Below are 21,417 nucleotides of genomic sequence, written 5' to 3'. Positions count from 1 at the left end.
CAGTGGACAACACTATGTCAAACATCTTCTGGAGGGACAAACAGCTGCTAGCGTTTGGTGCGGTCGCCTCGAAAGCCCCCGAACGCTCGCCGGCCGTGACTCGCTGTGCGCCTCGTTCCTGCGGTGCTTGCGTCGTCGTCGGCACGTCGAGCGTCCGGCCCCTTTCAGTCCCGCCCGGTGTCTGTTGCTAGGCTCGTGATCCCCATCGGTTGGCTGGTGTGGTTCTCTATGGCACGCACCGCTCGCCGCATTCCACCCTCCGCGTCACTCGCGACCGACCATTCCGGGCTGCGCCGAGCAAGCTCGGCGTTCCGGGCTAAAGTGAATCTGGTCTCGACGCCAGCATTAAGCGCGTTTTCGGTTGCGCCCCTCGCGGGCTTTCGCGTTCCAGTGCTTTGGGCCGTTCCGCGCGGCGAGTCACACCACGACTCGCCGTGCTCACGACCGTCGCCCTGGACACGAACCCGCAGTCCGGGCCGGACACGAGAAACGGCTTAAAGCTGGACGCTCGCTCCGGGCGGGTCGGCGCGCGGTGCTGGTTGGGTGGCCTCCCTATGGCGCGCTCTCGCTCGCGCCCACAGGGCGCTCGCGAAGGCGCGAGCGAGAGCGCGCAGATGGTCCTGTCGGTCGTTGTCGTCGGAAAACCGCGATGGTGCAACATCGCGGTGTCGGGCGCGTGAGCGCCTTCAGGTCTATGGTGAGACCAATGTCAAGTAAGAACGTTACCACTGATGTAGTTTCGGTCGATGAACAGGCATTCGAGAAACACGAGGACGGAGCGGTCGACGAGGATGGCTTCGAGGTCGTCGATGAGACGCCGGAGTTCCAGGCAACGGTGCAGATGGAGGTACAGGCAAAGGTCGATGCGAACCACCCGGACGGGATGGTCGACACCAGCGAAGAGCGGATTTACGGTGCGACTCTCGAACAGGAAGAGCGCATTCGTGCGCGAGAGGCTGAGCTGGAGCGAATCAGTGCCCAAGCAGAGCTGGGGACGCAGGAAGGTCGGGAGAAGCGAACGCGAGACATTGCGGCGAAGCGGAGCGCTGAGCGGCGTGCTAAGTTCCAGAAGCGGGCGGCGAGCGTGAATCCGATGGCTGACCCGGAACGAGGTGATCCCCGTGCAGAACTCACGCAGGAGCAGTTGGCCGCGGTGAACAAGCAGTCGATGCGGCTGGCGGAGAAGCTGGATGGCTGGTCGCGAGCGGCGATTGGCCGGCGGCTGGGTGAGGCCGTCGTCGGTGGGAAAGACCTGATGAGCGCGGTCGTCGGTGTGTTCGAGGAACTAGAGACGGCGCCGGGACAGGTGGTCCCCATCGGGAAGCTCGAGGACGTCAATCGCAAAGAGGTGAGCATCGAAGGTACTGTGACGGTCCTGTGGGATAGTGACTCACCAGCCATTCAGCAAGTTGGCCTCATCGAGGACGAGAGCGGGCGAACGAAGGTGACTGTCTGGGAGAAATCGAATCAACCTTGGATCGAGGAGGGCGAGCGCGTTCGGATTCACGGAGCGGCGAAGAACTGGTACAACGGGCGCGTCTCCGTGGCCCTCACCGGGTGGAGCATCGTCCATTTCCCTGAGCGCGGTCGGTGGTGGGAAGCGTAGGCGGTCGTCGCGTTCTTCTTTTTTGCTGTGTGCCGGGACCAACCCAACCCCACCTCCCCACCCTCCGCTCCGTGCTCGCTTCGCTGCGCGCGCAGCCACGACCTTTGACACCGGCAACAAGAACGAATCGCTGAGAGGCAAATTTGCGGTTAGCTCTCCGTTTACGACCCATTCATGAAGGACAGTAGTCTTAAATCGAGACTTCATTTGTACCACTATGTCTGAACCGATCTACGTAGTCGGCCATCAACAACCTGATACCGACACGATTTGCTCAGCGTTAGCATACGCACGATTGAGGAAGAACAAAAGTGAAGACGTAGTTCCTGCACGAGCAGGAGCCCTAAACCCAGAAACACAGTTCGTCTTGGACCGCTGGGATGCCGAAGTACCATTACTTCTCGACGATGCCGCAGACGAACAATTGATTCTCGTCGATCACAATGAGTACAGCCAAACGGTAACCGGGACGGAGCACGCAGAGATTGTCGAGATTATCGATCACCATCGTATCGGCGACATCGAAACAAGCGAGCCTATTCTGTTCCGAAACGAGCCTGTCGGGTCGACTGCGACGATTCTTACACAGTTGTTTGACGACGCGAACGAGACGATCACCACGCAGACCGCGGGCTTGTTGCTGAGCGGAATTCTCAGTGATACAGTTGTGCTCCGGTCTCCAACGACGACTGACCGAGATCGAACTGTAGCCGGGCGACTTGCCGATATTGCTGGTGTGGACTATGAAACATACGGAAAGGATCTCCTCTCACAGAAGAGCAAAATCGGGGAGAAGAGTCCACGAGAGATGGTACTCAGCGATTTCAAAGAGTTCGACTTCGACGCACATCAAGTCGGTATTGGACAGATCGAAACGGTAGAGCCGTCGGTCGTATTGGGTCAACAAGAGACCGTCCTTGAGGCCATGGACGATGTCGCTACAGAACGCGACTACGCAGTGTTTTTGCTCCTCGTTACGGACCTGCTTGAAGAAGATTCGACTGCACTTGTCGCTGGTCCAGAGATCGATCCCATCGAAGAAGGGTTAGACACGACGTTCACGGACCAAGAATCGTTCCTCCCGGGGGTGATGTCGCGAAAGAAGCAAGTCGTCCCGTTCCTAGAAGAGGCATTCAACTCGACAGGTCCCTGAGACCATCCTGATGTCCGAACATAGTACTCTCGACTCACTGTGTAAACTCCTATAACCGCGACCAATCGTCCTCTCAACACAACACTACTAACAGCAATACCTTAGATTGGAAGAAAGACAATTCTGTTGTGGGGTCTGATTGCCCCTGTTCTTATAGTATTGGGGCGCAAATTCCGGGATACTCGTGGCGATGGAGTCCGCCTTACCCCAACCGCTGGACCCGCCAGCTGATGACTCCTGTTTCCACTCACCTCAAGGTGGAGGTCGCCACGATGGGACAACAGGATACATCACGTACGAACCACACGCCTGAATCGTCTGGTAGAGCCTCGGCGCTGCGATGGGCGGTCATATTCTCAATTTGTTGGTTTATTGGATGGGTTGTCTTTTCTTACGTGACTGGAGAGACCCTCCGCATCGCAATCGAGACCGCACCCCCATATTCAGTCCTGCTCGGAATCCTTGCGTACATTCTCCGAAGAGACAGCTAATAGCGGTCGTGGCCTGTAGAAGAGCATAATTGAAGCGTATTCAATAGTAATAGACAGTTCTCGATTCCAGAGGGCATAAGTGACGAGCAGAAGGTTCTACTGGTAGAACAGGCGATGGAGTCCGCCTAATCCAACCGCCGAATCCGTCGGCTGATGACTCCTGTCTATGAGGACAGAGTCATGGCAGAGAAAACCGCACACCCACTCGTTCGCGTCGAATCATTGGCACTCATTGCAATCGGCGGCTTTGCCGGGTCGAACCTCCGCTATTTCACCGGGTTCCTCTTGCCGGGGATGTTCGGTACGCTCACCGTCAACGCGCTCGGAAGTTTCGCGTTGGGATTTGTTCTGTACGAAACGCTCTACTCGGGCGTCTTGGCCCAAGAAACTCGTGCTGTCGTATCGACCGGGTTTCTCTCGTCGTTCACCACATACAGTACGTTTGCACTGCAATCGAGTCAAGCACCACCCCTCTGGTTGGTCGCGAATATCGCTGCCAACTATACACTCGGATTTACGGGTGTACTGCTCGGACGGTACCTTGCGCAGTCCGTCGATCGGCGGTGGTCGAATGATTGAATTCGACCCTGCACATGTTGTCGGCACCGGAGGTGCGATCGGTGCGCTGCTTCGTCACTACGTAAGCCAGCTCGTCGATGTCGAAGAGTACCCGACGGGGACGTTCGCCGTGAACGTCCTCGGAAGCTTTGCACTCGGCCTCATCACATTCCTCGGTGCGGACACGACGCTTCTATTGCTGTTCGGGACCGGTGTCTGTGGGTCGTTTACGACCTTCTCGTCGTTCTCTTTCGAGACGGTCCGGCTCTGGGAGACGGGGGAACGTGGCCGTGCGATCGGCAACGCTGGAGGCAATCTGCTTGGCGCAGGGCTCGCGATTGGGTTGGCGTGGGGACTCGTTCAACTACTCGGCTGAGGAGAGTCAGTCGTCTTCGTTGATTCGAACGATATGAACGGGGATGGGAGTCTGACGGATGATTTTCTCGGTTACACTCCCAATGAGGAACCGATTGAATCCAGTTCGCCCGTGGGTTCCCATAACAATCAGGTCGATGTCGTGGTCGCCTACGTACCGTAGAATCTCTTCGTGCGGTATGCCCTTTCTAATGGCCGTCTCACTCGGCACACCGACAGCTTCGGCCTCTGCCTGGATGGCTTCGAGCGCTGTTTCACCGGCAGCCTCGAGCTCGTCTGCCAGCGTGAGCCATTTCGACTCGGGAAGCGTGTTGTAATCCCGCGTATCGACAACGTAGAGTCCGTGAACAGTTGCTCCCGTGAGGTCAGCTAATCGGACGCCCTCATGGATTGCTTTCGTCGCTCCCGCGCTTCCGTCAGTTGGAATCAGAATCTGTTGGTACATGAGAGACAATATGCGTGGCGACCTCTTCAATTCGGGCCTCTACCGTCCAGTTCTATATCCAAAACGTGCGGGGGATTCGCGTATTACGACGTAGCGCTGGCTCAAGACCAATCGTCGCCAGTCCTCGAACGTTTATTGTCCCCTTCGATGGGTGAGGGGTTCGCCGTACCGGCGAATCTCCAAAAACCGGTGAGAAAACATGGCGATGAGAGATATCTATGAAACGAGCTTCGACGAGGACGTCCAAACGGAATCGAACGCAAACCAATGTCCTGAGTGCAGTGGCCGGGTCACTACCAACTCGGTCGAAACCATCTGTGAGGACTGTGGACTCGTTATTGACGAACAACGAATCGACCGCGGTCCTGAATGGAGAACTCACGATCAGGATCGACGAAAGCGAACGGGTGCTCCACTAACTGCCGCCCGCCATGACCGAGGGCTTTCGACCGAGATCGGTCGCAGGAAAGATGCGAACGGAAACGAGCTCTCCGGACGAAAGCGTCAGCAGCTAGCCCGAATGCGACGTGAACAGACCCGTGGGCGGTTCCAGTCGAAAGCCGAGCGAAACCTCGCACACGGCCTGGGTGAAGTTCGAAGAATTGCGAGCGTTCTCGAGCTCTCAGATTCGATTCGTGACCAAGCCTGTCAGCTCTTCCGGAGCGCTCAGAATGAAGACCTCCTTCGAGGCCGGTCGATCGAAGCGATCGCGACAGCCAGCGTCTACGGGGCGTGTCGCTGTAGCGGCCTGTCACGAACACTCGACGACATCGTCGACGCGGCACGGGTCGAGCAGTCGAGAGTCAAGAGCGCATACAAAACGTTGAACACCGATCTCGGACTCCCGACACAGCCAGTTCGGCCGAGCGAATTTGTTCCTCGCCTAGCGTCGGAACTTGATGTTCCTGACTCCATTCGACACCGAGCTCGAAGGTTGGCCGAACAAGCTGAATCAACGAGTGCGACAACGGGTGTCCGACCACCGGGCTTCGCAGCAGCCTGTCTCTACAAAGCAGGACGTGAAGAAGGCCGGTGGCTGACGCAGTCGGAGGTTGCAGAGGCTGCGAACGTCACTCCTCCGACCATCCGGTCGCACCAAGACGCACTGGGCGAACTGGTTCTCTGTGGCGTCTGACTCGGAATGGTCAATCTGTCTCAGGTGTGGGGCTGATGTTTAAAAGTGAAGACGAAGGAACGTGCTGGTAGACATCCCCATGACCGATCGTTACGCTGACCTCGAGGAACTCCGACCGCGTGGCGAGGCGACACAGATCCCCGACGGTGAACTCACCAGCAACGGTCGTCGCGAGTCATCCAGCGGCCGACCCGGGGAGACACTCGTGGGCTATCCAGATGACGCAGGCCCAACAGCGAGCGAGTGTGCTTCGTGTGGCGCGTCGATCCCGGCTGGCCAGACGAAGTGCCGGTTCTGCCTCACGAATCATCTCGGAGCGTTCACCGACAACCAGCAGCCCGCAGACTCCGAGTGGACACTGCTTCACGTCGTCCAGCTGCTCGTCGAGGCATCGACCGTCTATCATGCCCTCGCAAAGGGCGCTGCGGCAGCGACCTTCCTCGCAACGCCCGACAGGGATCCAGCCGTCGACGACTGCCAGCTGATCTACGATTTCGACGACGAGCCTGCTGCGCTGCTGACCGATGAGTGGCCCTCCCTTCCTGATGCCGTACGGGCTACCTCTGAGCGTGGTGACCGGCTACTTGAGGCAGCTCGTGAACGGTCTAGCTGGGCTGAGATGACCGAGGCGCCACGTAGAGAAGCGCACACGACGTTCCTCTACGACGAGGAGGGTCACGGCGTTCGCGACGGAGATCGACTTACCGACCTACTTGAGAGCGCCGAGAACGACGTCTGGTTGGTGCCAGCGATTGCACTCCAGCGTTCCGTCGACGAGGCGCAGTCCGGGAATGGTCAACCCAACGTTCCCTCGAAAACGCGGCTTGACTGTCGCAAGTGCGGTCGAACGACTGAGCATCAGTTTCAGGAGTTCGAGTCTGTCCCAGCTGAGAACTGGACTGGACAGCCGATGTGGGAGTGTCAGGGGTGTCAGTCACCTCGTCACGGGCCAGATCCTGAATAGGAGAATCGGTTGAATACGTCCTTAACCAACAAAGGATGCCTATACGAAGGGCGTTGGTTAAGACTGATCGCTCTTATGTAGAGCTGCGGAAAGCCCGTGTAGTTACACTAAGCCGGCGATAATCTAGCAGTATGGCTTCTGCTCAGCCGGCGTTCGGCGGGATGTTTCGCGAGCTGATCGAGCTGGGCGTCGTCGAGATCGACACTGAGCCGCTCGATGCACGCATCGAGCGGCGACTCAAGGACTTCTGGGAGCACACGTCCTGTCCACGCTGCGGGCACAACTCGGTTCAAACGTGGTCGACTCTCGACCGCATCTGGTGCCGTGATTGCAATTTCAAGCCGGTCTATACGTACGGAACGCCATTTCACGAGAAACACCTCGCCACAGGTGAGGTGCTTCTCGCGTTCACGCTCTACGCGGATACGCTGCTCAGCATCAATCAGATCGCGCCGCTGCTCGGACGGGCGTATAGAACGGTCTATTACGCGATTCGTGAGGTGGAAGCCGCGATGAATCGCGGCTTCCCCATCGTCTGGAAGCTTCTCGATCAGACGATCGACGGACCGACACAGGTCGACGAGTCCGGGGAGGTGTGTTCAGGGTACAAAGGCCAAGATCCGCCGCGAGACAGTCGTCCTCGCGGCGGATCGTCTCGATCGGGGCGGTCGCGGTGGCGAGGACGCTACGGCGACCAGCTGACGCTCGTCGCGGCGTGCCGCGACTCGCTGCGGGTGATTCGCGGCCAACCTGGAATCGATTACAGCGGCGATCTTGAACCAGTGATTCTGGAAGCTGCAGACCTCTCTACGGAGTTAGGAGAGGTCTGGACTGACGGTCTCCAAGCGTATCGAGAGATGGAGTTCGAGCATCGGACGGTCGTGCACAAGGAGCGGTACGTTTCGCCAGACGGCGTCCACATCAACCAGGCCGAGTGTCTGTTCTCGCTGGTGACACCGTGGCTACGGAAGTTTCGCGGCCTGTCCAAGCAAGGCTTGGAACAGGCCGCTCACACCTTCGGCCTCATTCGCTCGTTGAACCTTGCCGGCGAATCCCTCGAAACCGCCATCGACTGCCTCGTTCTCGGGGCTTTCCGCAGCTCTACATAAGAGCGAGACTGATGCAGGCTTCGGCGGGAGACGTCGGCGTACTTGCATTGTTTTTCTGCGCCAGGAGTAGGCGAGGCGCGCATTATGGACCCACGAGACACGCCTGGATATCGACTGCATCGGGCCCTGAGTAACCTCAACAGCATCGATATCGAGCAACTGGATGACCCCGACCGACAACGAATCGTTGAAGCGACGACGCTTCTGGAACAGGTGGGACTGCTCACCCGGCCCGGTGCTTTGGAAGAAACTGACGCCACCGTCGACTCCTGAGGAGATCCACAGCCGCGAAACAGCGATCCCACTTCTCTCAACGCCGGGTTTGTCATCCCCCAAAGGGGTGTGAGGGCAAGAAAACGCCCTTGAGTACAACCAATGGCAACACTCCAAGCTGCGACGACGTCAACCGGCGCAATCGTATCGGATCCACAGGCAGTCCGCGAGCTCTGTGAGAGCCACTGCTTCGGGACGCTCAATTGGGAGGTCACTGAAGAAGGCGAGTTCACCATTTGGGGCTACGATGATTTCGAGGTCTACGAAACCTTGGACGACGGGCTTCCGGACTACGACGGCGGCATCGTGACCCACGAGTTCCTCCTGACGCTCGCCGACTATCTCGAGCCAGATGAGGAACTCGACATCCAGACAGCTGGGTTCACGAAATGTCGCTTCCCGGTCCTGGCGAAGCGGTATGTCGTTCGCGACGGCAGGGTCTTCTACGCCGACCTCAGGTCCCTCGAGGCGATTGAGCGGTAGCTGTTTTTCGAGGGCTGGAAGGATTGAGCCCTCGTGGGCTCGTGATTCCATGACTGAGGAACTAGCCGACGATCCGTTCCACGACTGCGAGTTGGACCCCGACGCGGTTCTCGGGACACAGACCTTCGAAGACGTCCTGTACACCGACGACACAGAGACGCCAGTGAATGTGCTGACTGGCGAGACACCAGCGCATTCGCAAGCGACCGTTGAGGAGGCGAAGGCGTTCGCAGCAGGCATCGACACCGACACGCCCCAGATCGCGCTCCCTGCGTCGGTCGAGGCGCAGGTTGAGACCGCGAGCAAGCCCTACACGTCGGCTGCGTTCTTCCACTTCAAAGCGACGGGGTCGCTCAAGCTCCATCGAGCCTACCACGCTGCGTACGACTCAGACGCGTTTACCGTCGACTTCGAGGCCGACTACGAATCGGGGGATCTGACAATCACCGTCGAGCGGGTGGAGGATTCCTGAAATAGGGAGAATCGAGTTCGTTTTTGAGCGCCGGCGATGGGTGCCGGCGCAGGGCGGAGCACGAGAAAACGCCCGGAACGTCGGCGCAGCAAGGGATTTGAGATGCACATGGTCATTTACACCCTGGTAGAGGCATCGACACATGACGACGCATTGGCCACCGGGAAGACGGTGTTCGACCGACTGGTGGGTGCGGACCCGCACTCCTCCGCCGTATTCGACTACTATGTGACGTTCGACGAGGAGGACACGACGGTCGCGGGCAAAGCGCGGTGGGGCGAGCTCCCAACCACGGCACCAGTTGACTCAGACGACGGCCAAGACCTGCTCGACCGAGGGTGGGAAGCGACGAAAGAAGAATTCGAGCGCAATCTCAAACGGGTGAAAGAAGCCATCGACGAACTCTCCGACGAGGAAATCATGCGCGATGAGGACCTCGCTCGGCACGCGTTCCACCAGGTCGGCGCGTACGACGGGCCGTCGGTGTTCCTGTACGACCAGCACGCCACCGGCATCCGGCATCGCGAGCAACTGGATCGACTCCTCGAAGCGAGTGAGGATCTCTGGATCGTGCCCGCCGACGTCCATTTCTAACCGATGCCCCGAACCACCAACTGGACACGAAAACGTCGCACCCCGTCGCTCGCGTATCGAAACACCGAGACTGAAGCCCGAGCCGTTCTCCATCGTGCACCCGACTCCTACCGCTACAAGTGGCGTGGCGCAATCCTCGTCGACGGATACCCGGTCTGGTCACGTGGCTTCGAGACGAAGCAGGCGACAGTCCTTCGAGACGCTCTTCGAGACAGACCACTCCCTGAGTTGAGCTGCCCTGAGTGCCCGAACGACGACGTTCTCGTCGGTGAGAAGGCAGCTGACGGTGCGAAGGTACAACGCTGGTTCGACTGTCCCGACTGTGGCTACGAAGCTCGCTCGAAGGTCGTCTACGGCGCTGAACGCTGAGGTCACTGAACGTCCAACGAGGATGTTTTTCTGGGGCAGGAAGGGGTGGCCCGAGTCACACGGGCCAGATCCACAAATGAGTCTGGACGTTATCGACCGCCACAGCGAAGCACTGTTCGAGTTCCTCTGGTGTCCCGTCTGCGGGCACGAGGTGTTCAGTCACATCCCTTTCGAGGGCGTGTTCTGCAAGCACTGTAACACACAAGTGGAACTCCAAGAATCGCAAGAGGATCGTGGCTACGAAGAGGCCGTCCTCGCCTGCTTCGATACCGATACGACCTGGAATCTCCACGTCGACGAGAAACTGCGCCGCGACCTGCCTGATGGGTCGGCGCGGGTGAAAATTTTCGGCGCACCGGGTTCCTACGAGGTCGATTGGTGGAGTCCGGAACCCAGCGAGGACTGGGAGCCGGTCGAGCGAGGTGAGTTCGACGACATCGAAGAACCTGCTGAGGTGTCTCACTTGGCGTAAGGAGAGGTGTTCGTTGGGTAGTTTTTCACCCCCTGAGGGGTGCGGGGGTGTTCGAACGAGCACCCCGCGAACAGAACTATGAGTGGAATTAGTGAACCACAGGCGATCGAAGAGTCACGCGCCTCGAATGAGACCGACGTTATCTACGTCGGCTACCGACAGCGAGGCCGCGCAGTCGTCGAAAAGTATCCTGGCCGCGAACCGCTGACCCCAGATCGGAGTCTCAAGTTGGCGGACCACAGTCCCTCGGGCTTCGAATGGGGATACGCCGGCAGTGGCCCAGCGCAGCTGGCGCTCGCCCTCCTGCTCGATTACACCGACGACGAGGACGTCGCACTGGCGGAGTACATGGCGTTCAAGGACGAAGTAGTGAGCCGGTTGGAGTGTAGTGGTCCCAAACAGCGCTGGCGACTCACAGGACACGAGATAGATTCGGCCCTTCGTGAGACAGTCGACGAGCCATTGGCACCGTCCGTCAGCTAACAGTCAGAGAGCAATCCATGCCAGAACCCACCCAGCAGTCCCGTACGAACGCAGAATCGACCGAGAACAGCGAGCGAAAGGCACCAACTGAGTACGTCGAGCGAAGCGATGTCGGGGTCTCCCTCACCGTGAAGCTGACTCGCGGTACTGGGACTCGCGATCAGGAAAGATCACTGCCAAAGTGAAAGCGAAAACGCTCGAAGAGGCCCGCGAGGACATGGAGACGCTTCGGGGGTACATCCACGACCTCGCCGAAGACGCCCGCCAGATCCAACCGGGGGAAGACGACGAGTAGCGAGCAGGTGCGGTCTATTTCGCCTCTGTAAGAGCGGAGGCGATCATCAGTGAGCAACTCAGAAGAGCAAGAACGAAATTCGGATGGACTGTCGCCAGCACAGCGACTCGAACCGCCAAACTCGCGCCTCATCAACGCGGGGATCGTGACGATCCACGATATGGAGACGCTGCGAGCGTGCGTCGCCTACGAGAACGCAAATCAACAGCGTGTTCGGATTCTTCGCCAGCTCAAGCAGCAGGCCGACGAAATCCGCTCACAAGACTAAATCACTGCTCGTGGAGGCTGTTTTTCATCCCCGGTAGGGGTGCGGGGTGTTCGACCTCCCGCGTTCGACACATGAAGACGGATTCTACCGACGATCCCAGAACAGACGTACAGACTGCGAGCGACCCTTGCCAGACGAACAGAGACCACGTCGAGTATGTGGGGATGCACGTCGACGACAGACCGGTCGTACTCAACCTCACCGAACACGAGCGACTCGCCCCCGATCGAAGCCTCGATCTCATACGACAGAGTAGGCCGGGATTCGAGTGGGGCGACACTGGCAGCGGTTCGGCACAGCTCGCCTGTGGACTCCTCCTCGATTACACCGACGACGAAGCCGTTGCCTCCCAGCACTACATCCAGTTTCGCGATGACGTGGTGAGCCAACTGGAGTGCAGTGGACCAGCCAATTGCTGGCATCTCACCGGCGACGATATCGAGGCCGCACTCGCGAGCGTCACCGGGCACGAAGCACTCACGCCGGATGGTGGAACGCCAACCCCGTCACTTCCAGTAAACTGGAGTGCCGTGAATCGGTCAGAACGGACAGTCTTCCAGCGACGAGACATCGACCACTACGTCGTCCTCGGTGAAGGGACCGAGGAGTGGCTGCTCCTGCTCTGTGCGCAGGGCGACCGTGCGTATCCCGCCCCACTCGACATACGTACCGTTCCGATTGAGGAGGATCCTGCTCCCGCCGTGCGGGAACTCGTTGCCGAGAGCAACGACCTCGTCGAGCCGGAGGAGAATGCGTGATGGAGATCCTTCGCTTCTCCCGGGCCACCTACCAGCTCATCGAACGCACCGTTGAGGCACTGGAGCGTATCGGCCACGAACTTGAGCGGTACAACGACCAGCAGGAACGTGAGAGAACCGAGAACACAGACGTCTCGGCGGGGCGCGACGATTCATGACCAGCGTCCACCACGGTGATGCGACTGGCCGGACTGGGTTTCAGTTCACACGGGCATCGGGCGGGTGTGACTGTCCGATCCATCACGACGGCGAACCGGTCACGGCGCCGCTTGGACTACGATTCGCCGAGCGAGTCCAAATCGAAGCGATTCCCCAGCACGTCGCCGGCGCAATCTACGAGGCCCATCACTCCTACATGGACAGCGTCCCACTCACCAACCTGGTTCATCACGGTCTGAGCTACCAAGGACATCTCGTGGGCGCGATTACATGGCGACACCCGCTCATCCGGTCATTGAATCACGATGAAACCCGGTACGAAGGCGACGAGATCGTCGAGGCAGCTCGCATCTGTATCGGCGTCGACTTCCCAAACCTCGCATCGGCAGCGCTTGCACGGTCGATGGATCAGTTCATTCGACGTGAAGCACGTCGACGCGGGATTCGACTCCTCCTGACGTTCGTTCGAGCGGATTACTCTGGATCAATGGTGAAAGCACTCCGAGCCAAGGGCTGGCACTGTACGGGAAAGACGGGGACAGGCCAAGCAGGGAATCGACCGGACAAGCCGATTCGTGAGACGTCGAAATGGCGATTCGTGTGTGAGGTATCCAGTAGTCACGATAGCACACAAACGACAGTTGAGCAGTGGTCAGCATGACTCAGAAGGCAACCCTCGATCGCTTCGCGACAAGTGCGACCGAGGAATCCAGCTTGCTCACGCTAGAAGAGCGGCTTCTCAGCCCGATTTCCCCATCCGTTGGTCTTCGACTGATTCCTGGTCAAGGCGACCCGCTGTATCTCCAGAACCGAGGCACAGAGCGGTCTCTCTTCCGTGATGACCACGGGCGGTGGTTCATCATCCAGCCGTCAGCGAAGAATTCAGAAGATGCGTTCGTTCGCTGGGTGTATCTTCCGGACAACAAGCCGAAGCGATTTGCGCAGTCAGCACTTCATCGGCGGACGGTCATCGGCTACGACTATGTTCGGCGGTCGGATGCACCAGACCCAGTCCAGTCGACGGTGACAGCGATGTTCGTCACGGAACGCTGGCCCGAGACGACCTACGAGTGTGGATCATGTGAAGCCCGATTCGAAACGGCACGAGATCACGCACTTCACTGCTGGGATGCACATCCCTGGGTGCCGAATCCGGAGCAGGTACGCCGACGACACTCCCCTGACGAGTAATCGGTGGATGGCAGTCCAGCTCCGACTTCGTTCAGGTTATTAACCAACAGGAACCTCTCCTATGCTGTTTCTGTTGGTTAACAGCGTCCAATAGCCCGGTTTTATTGTTCCCTGAAAAGGTGCGGGACGGCCAGAAGTGGCCGTTCTGGGGCCTACTCATGTCGCTCGATATCAGTTCCAGCAGTAGCACCGCACGTGAGATTGACGCTGCAAAGCAAACTGACTACGTGGCGTTCCTCCATCGGGCTCCGTTCGCTCTAGACGCCTTCAAACTCGGCTTCCTGCCCGGGTATCGTGAAGACTGTAGTTATCAGCAATCCCAATTTCAGGGATTAGAGATTCCCGTCGGGATGCTCGATAACGATTTTCGAAATCCCGACCTGACTCGATACGTTGACCGGTTTTTCGAACACGAGCCGCGAGTCGGCGTCATTGGGGACGCATACGAACCCGACGATGTCGATGAATACGTCGCTGCCACTCGCGAAATCCAAGCGAGCTACCCCGACGCAGAGCTCGTCATCGTGCCCAAGTGCAGGGAGGTAATCGAGATGATTCCAGACGACATCGTGCTCGGCTACTCCCGGGGCTACGCTGATCGGTTAGCCCACGAGTTCTCCGAGCCGACCGACTGGCGTGGCCGACGCGTCCACATCCTCGGTGGGAGCCCGCCGAAACAGCTTGACGTCATTCAGCAGTTGACCCGACCGACGCTCACGAATGACCCACCCGCAGATATCGTCGGTGTTGACTGGAACGGACTCCATCGTGGCGCGCAGTTCGGAGAGTTCTGGACAGCTGCCGGATGGGACGACAGCGGCCGGGACGCTGACCACGTCACGGTTCGGAAGACCGTTCGTCACAGCCTTGGTCGACTCCGAGAGTTCTGGCAGGGACACGGCGTCTGGCCAGATTCGACACCGCAAGATGCCGGTCTGGATGTAGAGTACGAGGGGCCATCACCGAGTGAGCTCGACGGTGCTTCCTGTACTGGATGCGGGGCGAATGTCTGGCGAACCCCTCGTGGTCCCTTTGTTGCTGAGTATGATACGGGAGATGTCTGTGGATACTGCAGCTACGACTGCTACTTCTCGCATCGCCATCGGAACAATCTCGAGGAGATTGCCGGTGATCAGAGCGTCTACTTCCCACCGGCATGATTCGGAGATTGTTTTTCGAGCCCCTGAGAGGGCGAAGGCTCCATCGAGGGTCTTCGTCCAGAGGTGAATCAAGTGAGTCAGCGACAGCATGCGAACGACGTCTCGGTCGATGAGATTCCAATCGATATTTCGAACACACAGTCAGGGGAAATCGAGCCAGGTGAGGTCCCTGCGGAGATCGAATCCATCACTCGTGGATTGGCGAGTGAACAGCCGCCGACGAACCCACTCGTCGTTCTCAAAGCAGCTCGGTGGTGGTACATCCACGGCAAAGGTGGGTCCGATCCCGCGTTCCGGTGGGCCATCGAGTGGGCACGGCACCTCGCGACAGACACGCCGAGCGACGTAGAGATGTTCGACGAGTATCTCAAATACCTCGTTGCAGTCGGTTTCGCGGACGAACCACACGAACTCCGGTAACTCTCAAAGGGAGTTTTTTTGCGCCCTGAAGGGTGCGGCGCGTTCTGAATCGATGCAGTTGCGGTAATTCGAGTCCTGAAAATCATGGCTACGAGTAGTGATTCGTCGGTCTCGTTCGAGGAGACCGACACCCGGCACGACGAGATGCACAGTACCATCGAAGCGTGGATCGACGACCTCGTCGACCACGTCGACGATGCACAAGCAAGTGAGGAGTTCCAAGAGTGGCTGGAAGTCCAGAGTCGGTTTCACGACTATTCGCACCGAAACACGCTCCTCATCAAGCTCCAGTATCCCGAGGCAACGAAGGTCGCAGGCTACAACACATGGCGGAACGACTTCGATCGGCACGTCCAGGAAGGCGAACAGGCCATCTGGATCTGGGCACCAATCATCACCAAGCGATGTCCCGAGTGTGAGAATTCGCCCAGCTACCACGAAAACATCGGTTGTGAGTACGACGAGACGCCGCCTGATGACTGGTCGAAAGGCCTCGTCGGGTTCAAACCAGCACCGGTCTTCGACGTATCCCAGACGGAAGGAGAACCACTTCCCGAACTGGAGACGGCGGCGACGGGCGATGCCAACGATCTGGTGCCAGCGCTCAAAGATGCAGCTGATGAACTCGGTGTGACGGTTCGCATCGTCGATGCCGACGACTGGGAGCATGGCGACGCGAAAGGGGTCTGTAAGTATCGGAGCCTACACGATTTCCAGCCAGTCGTCGAAGCGAGAGCCCGATCGAACCAAGCAGATCTCTCGGTCACGCTGATTCACGAGTACGCCCACGCGCTGCTCCACTTCGACGTCGACGACGAGGACGAACGGTCGAAGCGCGAAGTCGAAGCGGAAGCCGTCGCGTACATCGTTGGTCGGTATTGCGGCCTTGATACAAGCGGTTCAGCTTTTTATCTCGCCGCGTGGCAGGATGATGAGCCAGAGTCGATCCAAGACCGGTTCGGACGGATTAGCAGCACCGCAGAGGAGATCATCGGCGTGATCGACGGGTAGGTCAGTGTAGCTCGTCGATGAACAGCTCTCCACATCGCCGTGAGTTTCTATTGCGCCGCGGAAGGGTGGCGGCGCGCGTGATCGTGCGTCGACCGGGATAGAACGAATCCATGACTGAACAGTACCTTACAACGGTTCTCGATGAAACCCGCCAAACGATTGAGAGCCATCCGCAAGTCGGCTACGGAACCGAACAGCCACTCCACGAACACCTACGATTCGCGGTACTCCGGCTGCTGGAGAACGAGGCTGAAGACACCCATACGGGCGAACCACGCGTTCCAGGGATCACGGTCGGGTACGGGAACGATGCGGCGATGTTCAATCACTGGAGAGACGAGGTTGAGTGGTGGACCGACATCGAACCGCAAGAGCACTGTACTCGGTTTCGCATCTTCTACGAGCAGTCAGATCAGGACGAGTTGCCGCGACGGGCGTTGGAGGTGATGACGGCGCTCGGCGCGTGGCGCGTCTGGGAGGGGGCAGCTGCAGCGTGTGGCTCCTACGATCACCGAGGGCGACGCGAAGCACACTTTCTCCTTCACTACAATCACCCGATCGAGGAGCACCTTGCTCGCCTCGTTGAACCTGACGACTCTGCTCTCGCCTCGGACGGTGGATGGGTGGCAAACAGAGACCGCCAGAGCGCCATCCAACCAGAGACAGATACGGTCTCGGCAGAACCGTCAGCCGATGAACTTGCACCGCGAACGCGGCGAGCCTGCGACGAAGAGATGGACGTCTCACTCTTGAAGAAGGGCGGCGTGTATGAGGTTCATTCAGAGTCCGGGAACTTCTACGATGTCGATGTCGCCGCTGAGACATGCACTTGTCTCGACTGGCAGCGACGCGAACCTGAAGGGGGCTGTAAGCATATGCGCCGCGTCGATATCGAAATCGAAGCAGGGCACGTTCCCCGACCAGACGGACGCCTCCCTCGCACAGAATCGGGACAGCAGCTAAATTCGATACTCTAGGCTGTCAGCAGCCAGCAATACTTAACCTTATTCTTAATATTAACAATAGGATGGACTGAAGCCCCGGGAAGCTAGCTAACGGAACTCTCGTCGACGGTGAATTCTGCATTCATAAGTACCGACTCGAGGCGCGCGGTTTCATCGGCACACTCCAACTCGCCGGTCCATCGATCAGGGAGTGCATCTGCCCCGAACCGAGCCCCTGCGACAGCACCCGTAACTGCACCGACGGTGTCGGTGTCATCTCCCATATTTACAGCAGAGACGATGGCATCCTCCGCCGTGTCCGCTGTAAGCCCGTGATACAGCGATGTTTGCAGCGTATCGACCACGTAACCGCTTGCACTGAGCGTGTCGGGATTGATACCGTCCGGAACCGAGCGTAACGCTGTGAGGAGTTCCTCGGGGGCATCGGCTTCGATATGGTCGAGAGCGTCTCTGAGAGGGGTTGGTCGCTGGGTAAGTAACCCTGCCAAAGTGAGATTGAGCACGATACAGCCATACTTGCAGCGCGGATCCGCGTGCGTGATCGCTGAAGACGTCGTACTCACACGTGCGAGGTCACTCCACGCGTCCCGAAACGCAATCGAATATGGCGCACAGCGCATTACGCTCCCGTTCCCAGCATTGCTCCCTTCGGCGCGGGACTCCCACACCTGCTGGCCAGCATCACGCCAGGAGGCTCCGTGTTTGATGTTCTGGAGGGCATCGCTGGTCATCAGGCCAATGTCGAATGGACCACTGTCGTACCAGGCAACAAAGCGCTCAGCGATATCGTCCGGCCTGAACGTGTGATGCTCGACAAGGCTTCGGGCAATACAGAGCGCCATTTCGGTATCGTCAGTAATGGTCCCTGCAGGCTGATTGTGCGTCCCGTGGCCCAGCATCTCTGTAACCGTTCCGTGCGTCTGCGAGATCTGGTGTGAGGAACGGAATTCGATGGGACGTCCGAGGGCGTCGCCACAAGCAAGTCCTAGAAGAACGCCAGCCTCAGAGTCTGTTGACGACATATCCCCCTCTTTGAGAGTCGGTGATAAAACTATTAATCAGTGACAGCAGTGGTATCAGCAATCGCTATGGAGAATACGTATGCTGATATTCGAAAAAAGCAGCATCTCGATATTACAGTCAAGGTTGTGACGTGCAGACCGGGTTCAGGTTCTCGACGCGCCTTCGAAATGACTGTCGAGGACGTTGACGGGACTTCATTTTCATTCACAGTATGGGCGAAAAGCCCGAATGGGCGGGACTACCCGTGGCAGGAAGGGCATTGGTATCGACTTCACTCTGCATACGGGGAGGTATGGCCAGCTGGCCGAGAGCTGCATGGGACGGGCAAACTCGAGATTGAACACAAGGGCGTTCGCCCGACCGACCGCCGTGCGAAGCTTCTCTACCTGACTGATACGCATCTGGGGAAGCAAACAGGCGGTCACAAAAACAATTCCTGGAAGATCGACACCGTCGCTGGATTCAACGCTGCGATTGATCTCGCGATCGAGCATCGTGTCGATGCCGTTGTTCACACTGGCGACGTCTTCCATAACGATACCAGGAACGGGATTCCGAGTTCGATCGAAGAAGCATGCCATGATGGTCTCACTGAGTTGGCGAACGACGAGATTCCGTTCTACTTCATCTACGGCAACCATGCGCGGAAGAAGGGGCGCGTGTGTCTCGAACAGTTCTGTGATGCAGGATTAGCTACCCATCTTCGCTCCCGTCCCGCCGTGATCGGTGATGCTGTCGCACTCTATGGAGTCGACTATCAGAAATCGTGGGACCACGGTCAGCTAGGCTTTGAGCGTCCACCAAGCNCCCATCTTCGCTCCCGTCCCGCCGTGATCGGTGATGCTGTCGCACTCTATGGAGTCGACTATCAGAAATCGTGGGACCACGGTCAGCTAGGCTTTGAGCGTCCACCAAGCGGGGTCGCGACTCTCCTCTGTATGCATCAGTCGGTTGCACCGCTTACGGGAAGCCCGAATCCTGATTGCCACTTACAGGAAGTACTCGAAGAGAGCACGATTTCGATTGACGGGCTTGCTCTTGGCCATCTTCATACGAACGCTGAGAAAACCCTGAATGGCTGCTCTGCGTTTTGTGGTGGGGCCACAGAACGACTAACCAGCGACCTGGAGCCAAGCGTAGAAACCATCACTGTCGAGAAGGAAGAGATACGCCGTAAACGTCATGTCTTGTGACCCCCCAGTATGGTCATAATCTTAAGAATAAGATTAATCTCGATCAGGATCGGGTTTACCACGGAATCCTCGAGGAAGTCTGAGTTCTCTCATTAGAATGTCCACCGCCCAATGTTTTATCAATTCAGTTACAACCAATCGAATAATGGCCGATTTCAGCGAAGACATCGCTGAGCGAGCAAACGACCTACAGCAACTCGCTATCACTAATCCTTCAAAGGTTCCTCTCGACGAATTGCACGAGATTATTTCGACACCGACTGTCTCGCCCAACACACATGGTGCTGCCATCGTCGCTTTACTCAATGTCGCCCGTGCCCGTGATGACGTTGGGTCAGCGTTTGTCGATGACCTAGATCGCTTACTCAATCGACCATCCCTCAACGACGCGCTCGTTCTTCGCTGTCTCCGTCAGCTGGCGGCGAATGATCCAACCGCTGTTCTCAGGATTCAAGATGGAATCACTGATCGGATCACGCTCGAAGATTCCGAGACTACTCAGGCTGCGACGGGATGCTGCGTCGAGCTTGCAAGTACAGAGCCACAGGCATTCGTCGATCAAGTTCCGATGCTCAGTGCCTTGCTCGACGTCGAGAACGAGACGATTCGCGCGAATGCAATCTATATCCTTTCGCAAGTCGCTCACGCGTATCCAGAAGAGGTGAAGCCAATGGTCCCGCAACTGGTTGCGGGGATTACTGAACGCGATCAGTCGTACCAGACGAACGCGTTGTCGGCGCTCGGGGCAGTAACTTCCGCGTATCCAGCCACTGCGAAGTCAACCACTCAAGTCTTGGCTGAGCTAACGTCTGCATCGGCGCTGAAGGTGCGTGCTAATGCAGCCGCTTTACTTGCCGATATCGCCAAGGAACATCCTGACGCCGTCGAGGACAATGTACCGGCCCTGATTGAATGCTTCCACAGTGATGACGAATTTCTCTGCGGGAACGCTGCCTCCGCGGTTCTTCACGTCGGCGTGCATAATCGAGCAGCCGTCGAGGAGGCGATTCCAGCTCTCATCGAACTCTTGGACGATCCATCGCCAGTCGTCCGTCGAAACGCCTGCAAAGCACTCGGACAGCTAGACGCGACTGTGGCGCTAGTCCAGCTTCGCTCCATTGCAGAATCCGACCCTGACGAGAGAGTCCGGAAATTGGCATCGTGGGCCATCGACGGGATATCGTAGCTTGAAGAGGTCGGTTCAAATCACCGCTTTACGACGGTTTCAGTCGCCAGCAGGCAGGTCGGGGTCGGCGAACTCGTCTTTGATATATACGACCGGAAGCCCCAACACGGCCCTGATGCGGTCGCGGTTTCCGTACATGTGCGACTTGTCCGAGGTCACTATTTTTCCAATGAAGTTTCGGTTGCGCTGGTGATTTGCATCGCACAGGATCACCTTGTCAACATACCCATCAACGAACCAAAGACGTCGATTCCGCTCTTCCTCGGTCCACTCACTCGTCGGGCCCCACGTGAGACGACTCTGAAGTTGGGCCCGTGTCTCCAGTGCATCGGTAATGATGGTATCGCAGAGCGCGTCCATCGCCTCACGAGCCACTTTACTGGTCACCTGCTGGTCGCCGATTTCGTCGCGGAGAAAGCTCCGGATATTGGGTCGAATAATCTCTCGGATCAGACGCGGAGGAAAAACGTTCTCTTCGATGCGAGTGACAGCGATAAACTCGTCAACGAGTGTTTCCAGATCTAGTTCCTCATCGGCGCAACTTCGAAGTTTAATCCCTAAGTTGGTCTGCGCAGCCCGAATTTTCGAAAACTTATCGCCGAACCTCCCCTCATCGGTCTCCCAGCTTACCTCTGCCGAATCGAGGGAGTTCTCTGAGGTGCTGTTGCAGTATTCGTAAATCACCGCCCGACTCGTCGAGAGTGAGTTGTCGGTCTCGAAGAGTCGTTCGGCCTCGTCGCGCCATAGGTCGTGAAGGAACGTCACCCCGACGAGTGGGCCGGTGTCAAGGAAATAGCGTGACATGG

At 58.0% G+C, this 21,417-nt stretch carries 26 protein-coding genes, 1 pseudogene and 2 riboswitches; of the genes and pseudogenes, 24 read left to right on the top strand and 3 right to left on the bottom strand.

The annotated features are described in order from the left end of the window. The first annotated feature begins 706 nt into the window (after positions 1-706). The 4 genes from C474_RS14275 (at position 707) to crcB (ending at position 4,184) form a co-directional block, all read left to right on the top strand. The gene (locus C474_RS14275) at positions 707-1,606 is read left to right on the top strand and encodes a nucleic acid-binding protein (protein ID WP_008388032.1); all 900 of its coding nucleotides are present in this window, start codon (positions 707-709) and stop codon (positions 1,604-1,606) included. Positions 1,607-1,823: 217 nt separating this feature from the next. Next, positions 1,824-2,759: a manganese-dependent inorganic pyrophosphatase gene (locus tag C474_RS14270; RefSeq protein WP_049917026.1), complete on the top strand. Its 936-nt coding sequence runs from the start codon at positions 1,824-1,826 to the stop codon at positions 2,757-2,759. A 177-nt stretch (positions 2,760-2,936) separates the two neighbouring features. After that, positions 2,937-3,006: riboswitch (Fluoride riboswitch) on the top strand. A 345-nt stretch (positions 3,007-3,351) separates the two neighbouring features. Then, a riboswitch (Fluoride riboswitch) is annotated at positions 3,352-3,420 on the top strand. Between the two features lie 10 nt (positions 3,421-3,430). Beyond that, entirely contained in the window at positions 3,431-3,829 is a 399-nt protein-coding gene (locus C474_RS14265; RefSeq protein WP_049917046.1) for a CrcB family protein, read from the top strand. Beyond that, entirely contained in the window at positions 3,822-4,184 is a 363-nt protein-coding gene (crcB, locus tag C474_RS14260) for a fluoride efflux transporter CrcB (protein WP_008388026.1), read from the top strand. Before C474_RS14265 ends, crcB begins: the two co-directional genes overlap by 8 nt. Before the next feature lie 6 nt (positions 4,185-4,190). Here the strand turns inward: crcB and C474_RS14255 are convergent, their stop codons facing one another. Continuing rightward, positions 4,191-4,628 (bottom strand): universal stress protein, encoded by a 438-nt coding sequence (locus C474_RS14255; protein ID WP_008388025.1) that lies wholly within the window; start codon positions 4,626-4,628, stop codon positions 4,191-4,193. Between the two features lie 199 nt (positions 4,629-4,827). Between C474_RS14255 and C474_RS21690 the strand changes: the two genes are divergently transcribed. From C474_RS21690 to C474_RS14185, 18 genes and pseudogenes are all read left to right on the top strand, one after another. Further along, the gene (locus C474_RS21690; protein ID WP_008388023.1) at positions 4,828-5,763 is read left to right on the top strand and encodes a transcription initiation factor IIB; all 936 of its coding nucleotides are present in this window, start codon (positions 4,828-4,830) and stop codon (positions 5,761-5,763) included. 61 nt (positions 5,764-5,824) lie between these two features. Then, positions 5,825-6,727 carry a biosurfactant protein 1 gene (locus C474_RS14250; RefSeq protein WP_008388020.1) on the top strand — a complete coding sequence of 301 codons (903 nt, stop codon included), beginning with the start codon at positions 5,825-5,827 and terminating at the stop codon, positions 6,725-6,727. A 131-nt stretch (positions 6,728-6,858) separates the two neighbouring features. Continuing rightward, positions 6,859-7,836, top strand: a complete 978-nt coding sequence (locus C474_RS14245; protein WP_008388019.1) for an IS1595-like element ISHpal1 family transposase — start codon at positions 6,859-6,861, stop codon at positions 7,834-7,836. A gap of 84 nt (positions 7,837-7,920) precedes the next feature. Then, the gene (locus tag C474_RS21685) at positions 7,921-8,109 is read left to right on the top strand and encodes a hypothetical protein (RefSeq protein ID WP_083862054.1); all 189 of its coding nucleotides are present in this window, start codon (positions 7,921-7,923) and stop codon (positions 8,107-8,109) included. Positions 8,110-8,211: 102 nt separating this feature from the next. Then, positions 8,212-8,592, top strand: coding sequence for a hypothetical protein (locus C474_RS14240; protein ID WP_008388017.1), 381 nt, complete (start codon positions 8,212-8,214; stop codon positions 8,590-8,592). Between the two features lie 49 nt (positions 8,593-8,641). Continuing rightward, a complete protein-coding gene (locus C474_RS14235; RefSeq protein ID WP_008388016.1) occupies positions 8,642-9,064 on the top strand; it encodes a hypothetical protein in 423 nt (140 codons plus the stop codon). Between the two features lie 102 nt (positions 9,065-9,166). Continuing rightward, positions 9,167-9,658: a hypothetical protein gene (locus tag C474_RS14230; RefSeq protein WP_008388015.1), complete on the top strand. Its 492-nt coding sequence runs from the start codon at positions 9,167-9,169 to the stop codon at positions 9,656-9,658. 3 nt (positions 9,659-9,661) lie between these two features. Next, positions 9,662-10,027, top strand: a complete 366-nt coding sequence (locus C474_RS21680; RefSeq protein ID WP_008388014.1) for a DUF7568 family protein — start codon at positions 9,662-9,664, stop codon at positions 10,025-10,027. Positions 10,028-10,103: 76 nt separating this feature from the next. Then, positions 10,104-10,499, top strand: coding sequence for a DUF7567 family protein (locus tag C474_RS14225; RefSeq protein WP_008388013.1), 396 nt, complete (start codon positions 10,104-10,106; stop codon positions 10,497-10,499). Between the two features lie 78 nt (positions 10,500-10,577). Further along, positions 10,578-10,982: a DUF6166 domain-containing protein gene (locus C474_RS14220; RefSeq protein ID WP_008388012.1), complete on the top strand. Its 405-nt coding sequence runs from the start codon at positions 10,578-10,580 to the stop codon at positions 10,980-10,982. 17 nt (positions 10,983-10,999) lie between these two features. Then, positions 11,000-11,277 (top strand): annotated as a pseudogene (locus C474_RS14215) (DUF7389 domain-containing protein). A gap of 49 nt (positions 11,278-11,326) precedes the next feature. Further along, positions 11,327-11,545, top strand: a complete 219-nt coding sequence (locus C474_RS14210) for a hypothetical protein (RefSeq protein WP_008388010.1) — start codon at positions 11,327-11,329, stop codon at positions 11,543-11,545. Positions 11,546-11,616: 71 nt separating this feature from the next. Continuing rightward, on the top strand, positions 11,617-12,303 hold the full coding sequence (locus tag C474_RS14205) for a DUF6166 domain-containing protein (RefSeq protein ID WP_008388009.1): 687 nt from the start codon (positions 11,617-11,619) through the stop codon (positions 12,301-12,303). Beyond that, a complete protein-coding gene (locus C474_RS22675; protein ID WP_008388008.1) occupies positions 12,303-12,461 on the top strand; it encodes a hypothetical protein in 159 nt (52 codons plus the stop codon). The genes C474_RS14205 and C474_RS22675 overlap by 1 nt, the downstream gene beginning before the upstream one ends. A gap of 1,350 nt (positions 12,462-13,811) precedes the next feature. Next, entirely contained in the window at positions 13,812-14,813 is a 1,002-nt protein-coding gene (locus C474_RS14200; protein WP_008388007.1) for a DUF6610 family protein, read from the top strand. Positions 14,814-14,885: 72 nt separating this feature from the next. Next, positions 14,886-15,233: a hypothetical protein gene (locus C474_RS14195; protein WP_008388005.1), complete on the top strand. Its 348-nt coding sequence runs from the start codon at positions 14,886-14,888 to the stop codon at positions 15,231-15,233. An 84-nt stretch (positions 15,234-15,317) separates the two neighbouring features. After that, the gene (locus C474_RS14190; protein ID WP_008388003.1) at positions 15,318-16,244 is read left to right on the top strand and encodes an ImmA/IrrE family metallo-endopeptidase; all 927 of its coding nucleotides are present in this window, start codon (positions 15,318-15,320) and stop codon (positions 16,242-16,244) included. Positions 16,245-16,354: 110 nt separating this feature from the next. Further along, on the top strand, positions 16,355-17,221 hold the full coding sequence (locus tag C474_RS14185; protein ID WP_008388002.1) for a hypothetical protein: 867 nt from the start codon (positions 16,355-16,357) through the stop codon (positions 17,219-17,221). 71 nt (positions 17,222-17,292) lie between these two features. Here C474_RS14185 and C474_RS14180 read toward each other — a convergent pair whose 3' ends face one another. Then, entirely contained in the window at positions 17,293-18,231 is a 939-nt protein-coding gene (locus C474_RS14180; protein WP_049917025.1) for an ADP-ribosylglycohydrolase family protein, read from the bottom strand. Between the two features lie 66 nt (positions 18,232-18,297). Here C474_RS14180 and C474_RS21665 point away from each other — a divergent pair, with 66 nt between their 5' ends. Together C474_RS21665 and C474_RS14170 are read left to right on the top strand one after the other, a co-directional pair. Then, positions 18,298-19,425 carry a metallophosphoesterase family protein gene (locus C474_RS21665; RefSeq protein WP_449404854.1) on the top strand — a complete coding sequence of 376 codons (1,128 nt, stop codon included), beginning with the start codon at positions 18,298-18,300 and terminating at the stop codon, positions 19,423-19,425. Positions 19,426-19,570: 145 nt separating this feature from the next. Beyond that, entirely contained in the window at positions 19,571-20,611 is a 1,041-nt protein-coding gene (locus C474_RS14170) for a sister chromatid cohesion protein PDS5 (protein WP_049917023.1), read from the top strand. A gap of 39 nt (positions 20,612-20,650) precedes the next feature. On the opposite strand, the gene C474_RS14165 is transcribed toward C474_RS14170, so the two are convergent. Continuing rightward, positions 20,651-21,415: a hypothetical protein gene (locus C474_RS14165; protein WP_008387998.1), complete on the bottom strand. Its 765-nt coding sequence runs from the start codon at positions 21,413-21,415 to the stop codon at positions 20,651-20,653. Between the last annotated feature and the right edge of the window lie 2 nt (positions 21,416-21,417).

The sequence above is a fragment of the Halogeometricum pallidum JCM 14848 genome (genome assembly GCF_000337095.1).
Taxonomy (GTDB): Archaea; Halobacteriota; Halobacteria; order Halobacteriales; family Haloferacaceae; genus Halogeometricum; species Halogeometricum pallidum.
Note: the sequence above shows the minus strand (reverse complement) of the source record. Positions and strands in the feature narration are given on the sequence as shown.

Coding starts and splice junctions, on each gene's coding strand:
- C474_RS14170 (WP_049917023.1), top strand. CDS start 19,571: ATGGCCGATTTCAGCGAAGACATCGCTGAGCGAGCAAACGACCTACAG.
- C474_RS14235 (WP_008388016.1), top strand. CDS start 8,642: ATGACTGAGGAACTAGCCGACGATCCGTTCCACGACTGCGAGTTGGAC.
- C474_RS14220 (WP_008388012.1), top strand. CDS start 10,578: ATGAGTGGAATTAGTGAACCACAGGCGATCGAAGAGTCACGCGCCTCG.
- C474_RS14270 (WP_049917026.1), top strand. CDS start 1,824: ATGTCTGAACCGATCTACGTAGTCGGCCATCAACAACCTGATACCGAC.
- C474_RS14180 (WP_049917025.1), bottom strand. CDS start 18,231: ATGTCGTCAACAGACTCTGAGGCTGGCGTTCTTCTAGGACTTGCTTGT.
- C474_RS14200 (WP_008388007.1), top strand. CDS start 13,812: ATGTCGCTCGATATCAGTTCCAGCAGTAGCACCGCACGTGAGATTGAC.
- C474_RS14185 (WP_008388002.1), top strand. CDS start 16,355: ATGACTGAACAGTACCTTACAACGGTTCTCGATGAAACCCGCCAAACG.
- C474_RS21685 (WP_083862054.1), top strand. CDS start 7,921: ATGGACCCACGAGACACGCCTGGATATCGACTGCATCGGGCCCTGAGT.
- C474_RS14255 (WP_008388025.1), bottom strand. CDS start 4,628: ATGTACCAACAGATTCTGATTCCAACTGACGGAAGCGCGGGAGCGACG.
- C474_RS14225 (WP_008388013.1), top strand. CDS start 10,104: ATGAGTCTGGACGTTATCGACCGCCACAGCGAAGCACTGTTCGAGTTC.
- C474_RS14230 (WP_008388015.1), top strand. CDS start 9,167: ATGCACATGGTCATTTACACCCTGGTAGAGGCATCGACACATGACGAC.
- C474_RS14205 (WP_008388009.1), top strand. CDS start 11,617: ATGAAGACGGATTCTACCGACGATCCCAGAACAGACGTACAGACTGCG.
- C474_RS14265 (WP_049917046.1), top strand. CDS start 3,431: ATGGCAGAGAAAACCGCACACCCACTCGTTCGCGTCGAATCATTGGCA.
- C474_RS14245 (WP_008388019.1), top strand. CDS start 6,859: ATGGCTTCTGCTCAGCCGGCGTTCGGCGGGATGTTTCGCGAGCTGATC.
- C474_RS21680 (WP_008388014.1), top strand. CDS start 9,662: ATGCCCCGAACCACCAACTGGACACGAAAACGTCGCACCCCGTCGCTC.
- C474_RS14275 (WP_008388032.1), top strand. CDS start 707: ATGTCAAGTAAGAACGTTACCACTGATGTAGTTTCGGTCGATGAACAG.
- crcB (WP_008388026.1), top strand. CDS start 3,822: ATGATTGAATTCGACCCTGCACATGTTGTCGGCACCGGAGGTGCGATC.
- C474_RS22675 (WP_008388008.1), top strand. CDS start 12,303: ATGGAGATCCTTCGCTTCTCCCGGGCCACCTACCAGCTCATCGAACGC.
- C474_RS14165 (WP_008387998.1), bottom strand. CDS start 21,415: ATGTCACGCTATTTCCTTGACACCGGCCCACTCGTCGGGGTGACGTTC.
- C474_RS14190 (WP_008388003.1), top strand. CDS start 15,318: ATGGCTACGAGTAGTGATTCGTCGGTCTCGTTCGAGGAGACCGACACC.
- C474_RS21690 (WP_008388023.1), top strand. CDS start 4,828: ATGGCGATGAGAGATATCTATGAAACGAGCTTCGACGAGGACGTCCAA.
- C474_RS14240 (WP_008388017.1), top strand. CDS start 8,212: ATGGCAACACTCCAAGCTGCGACGACGTCAACCGGCGCAATCGTATCG.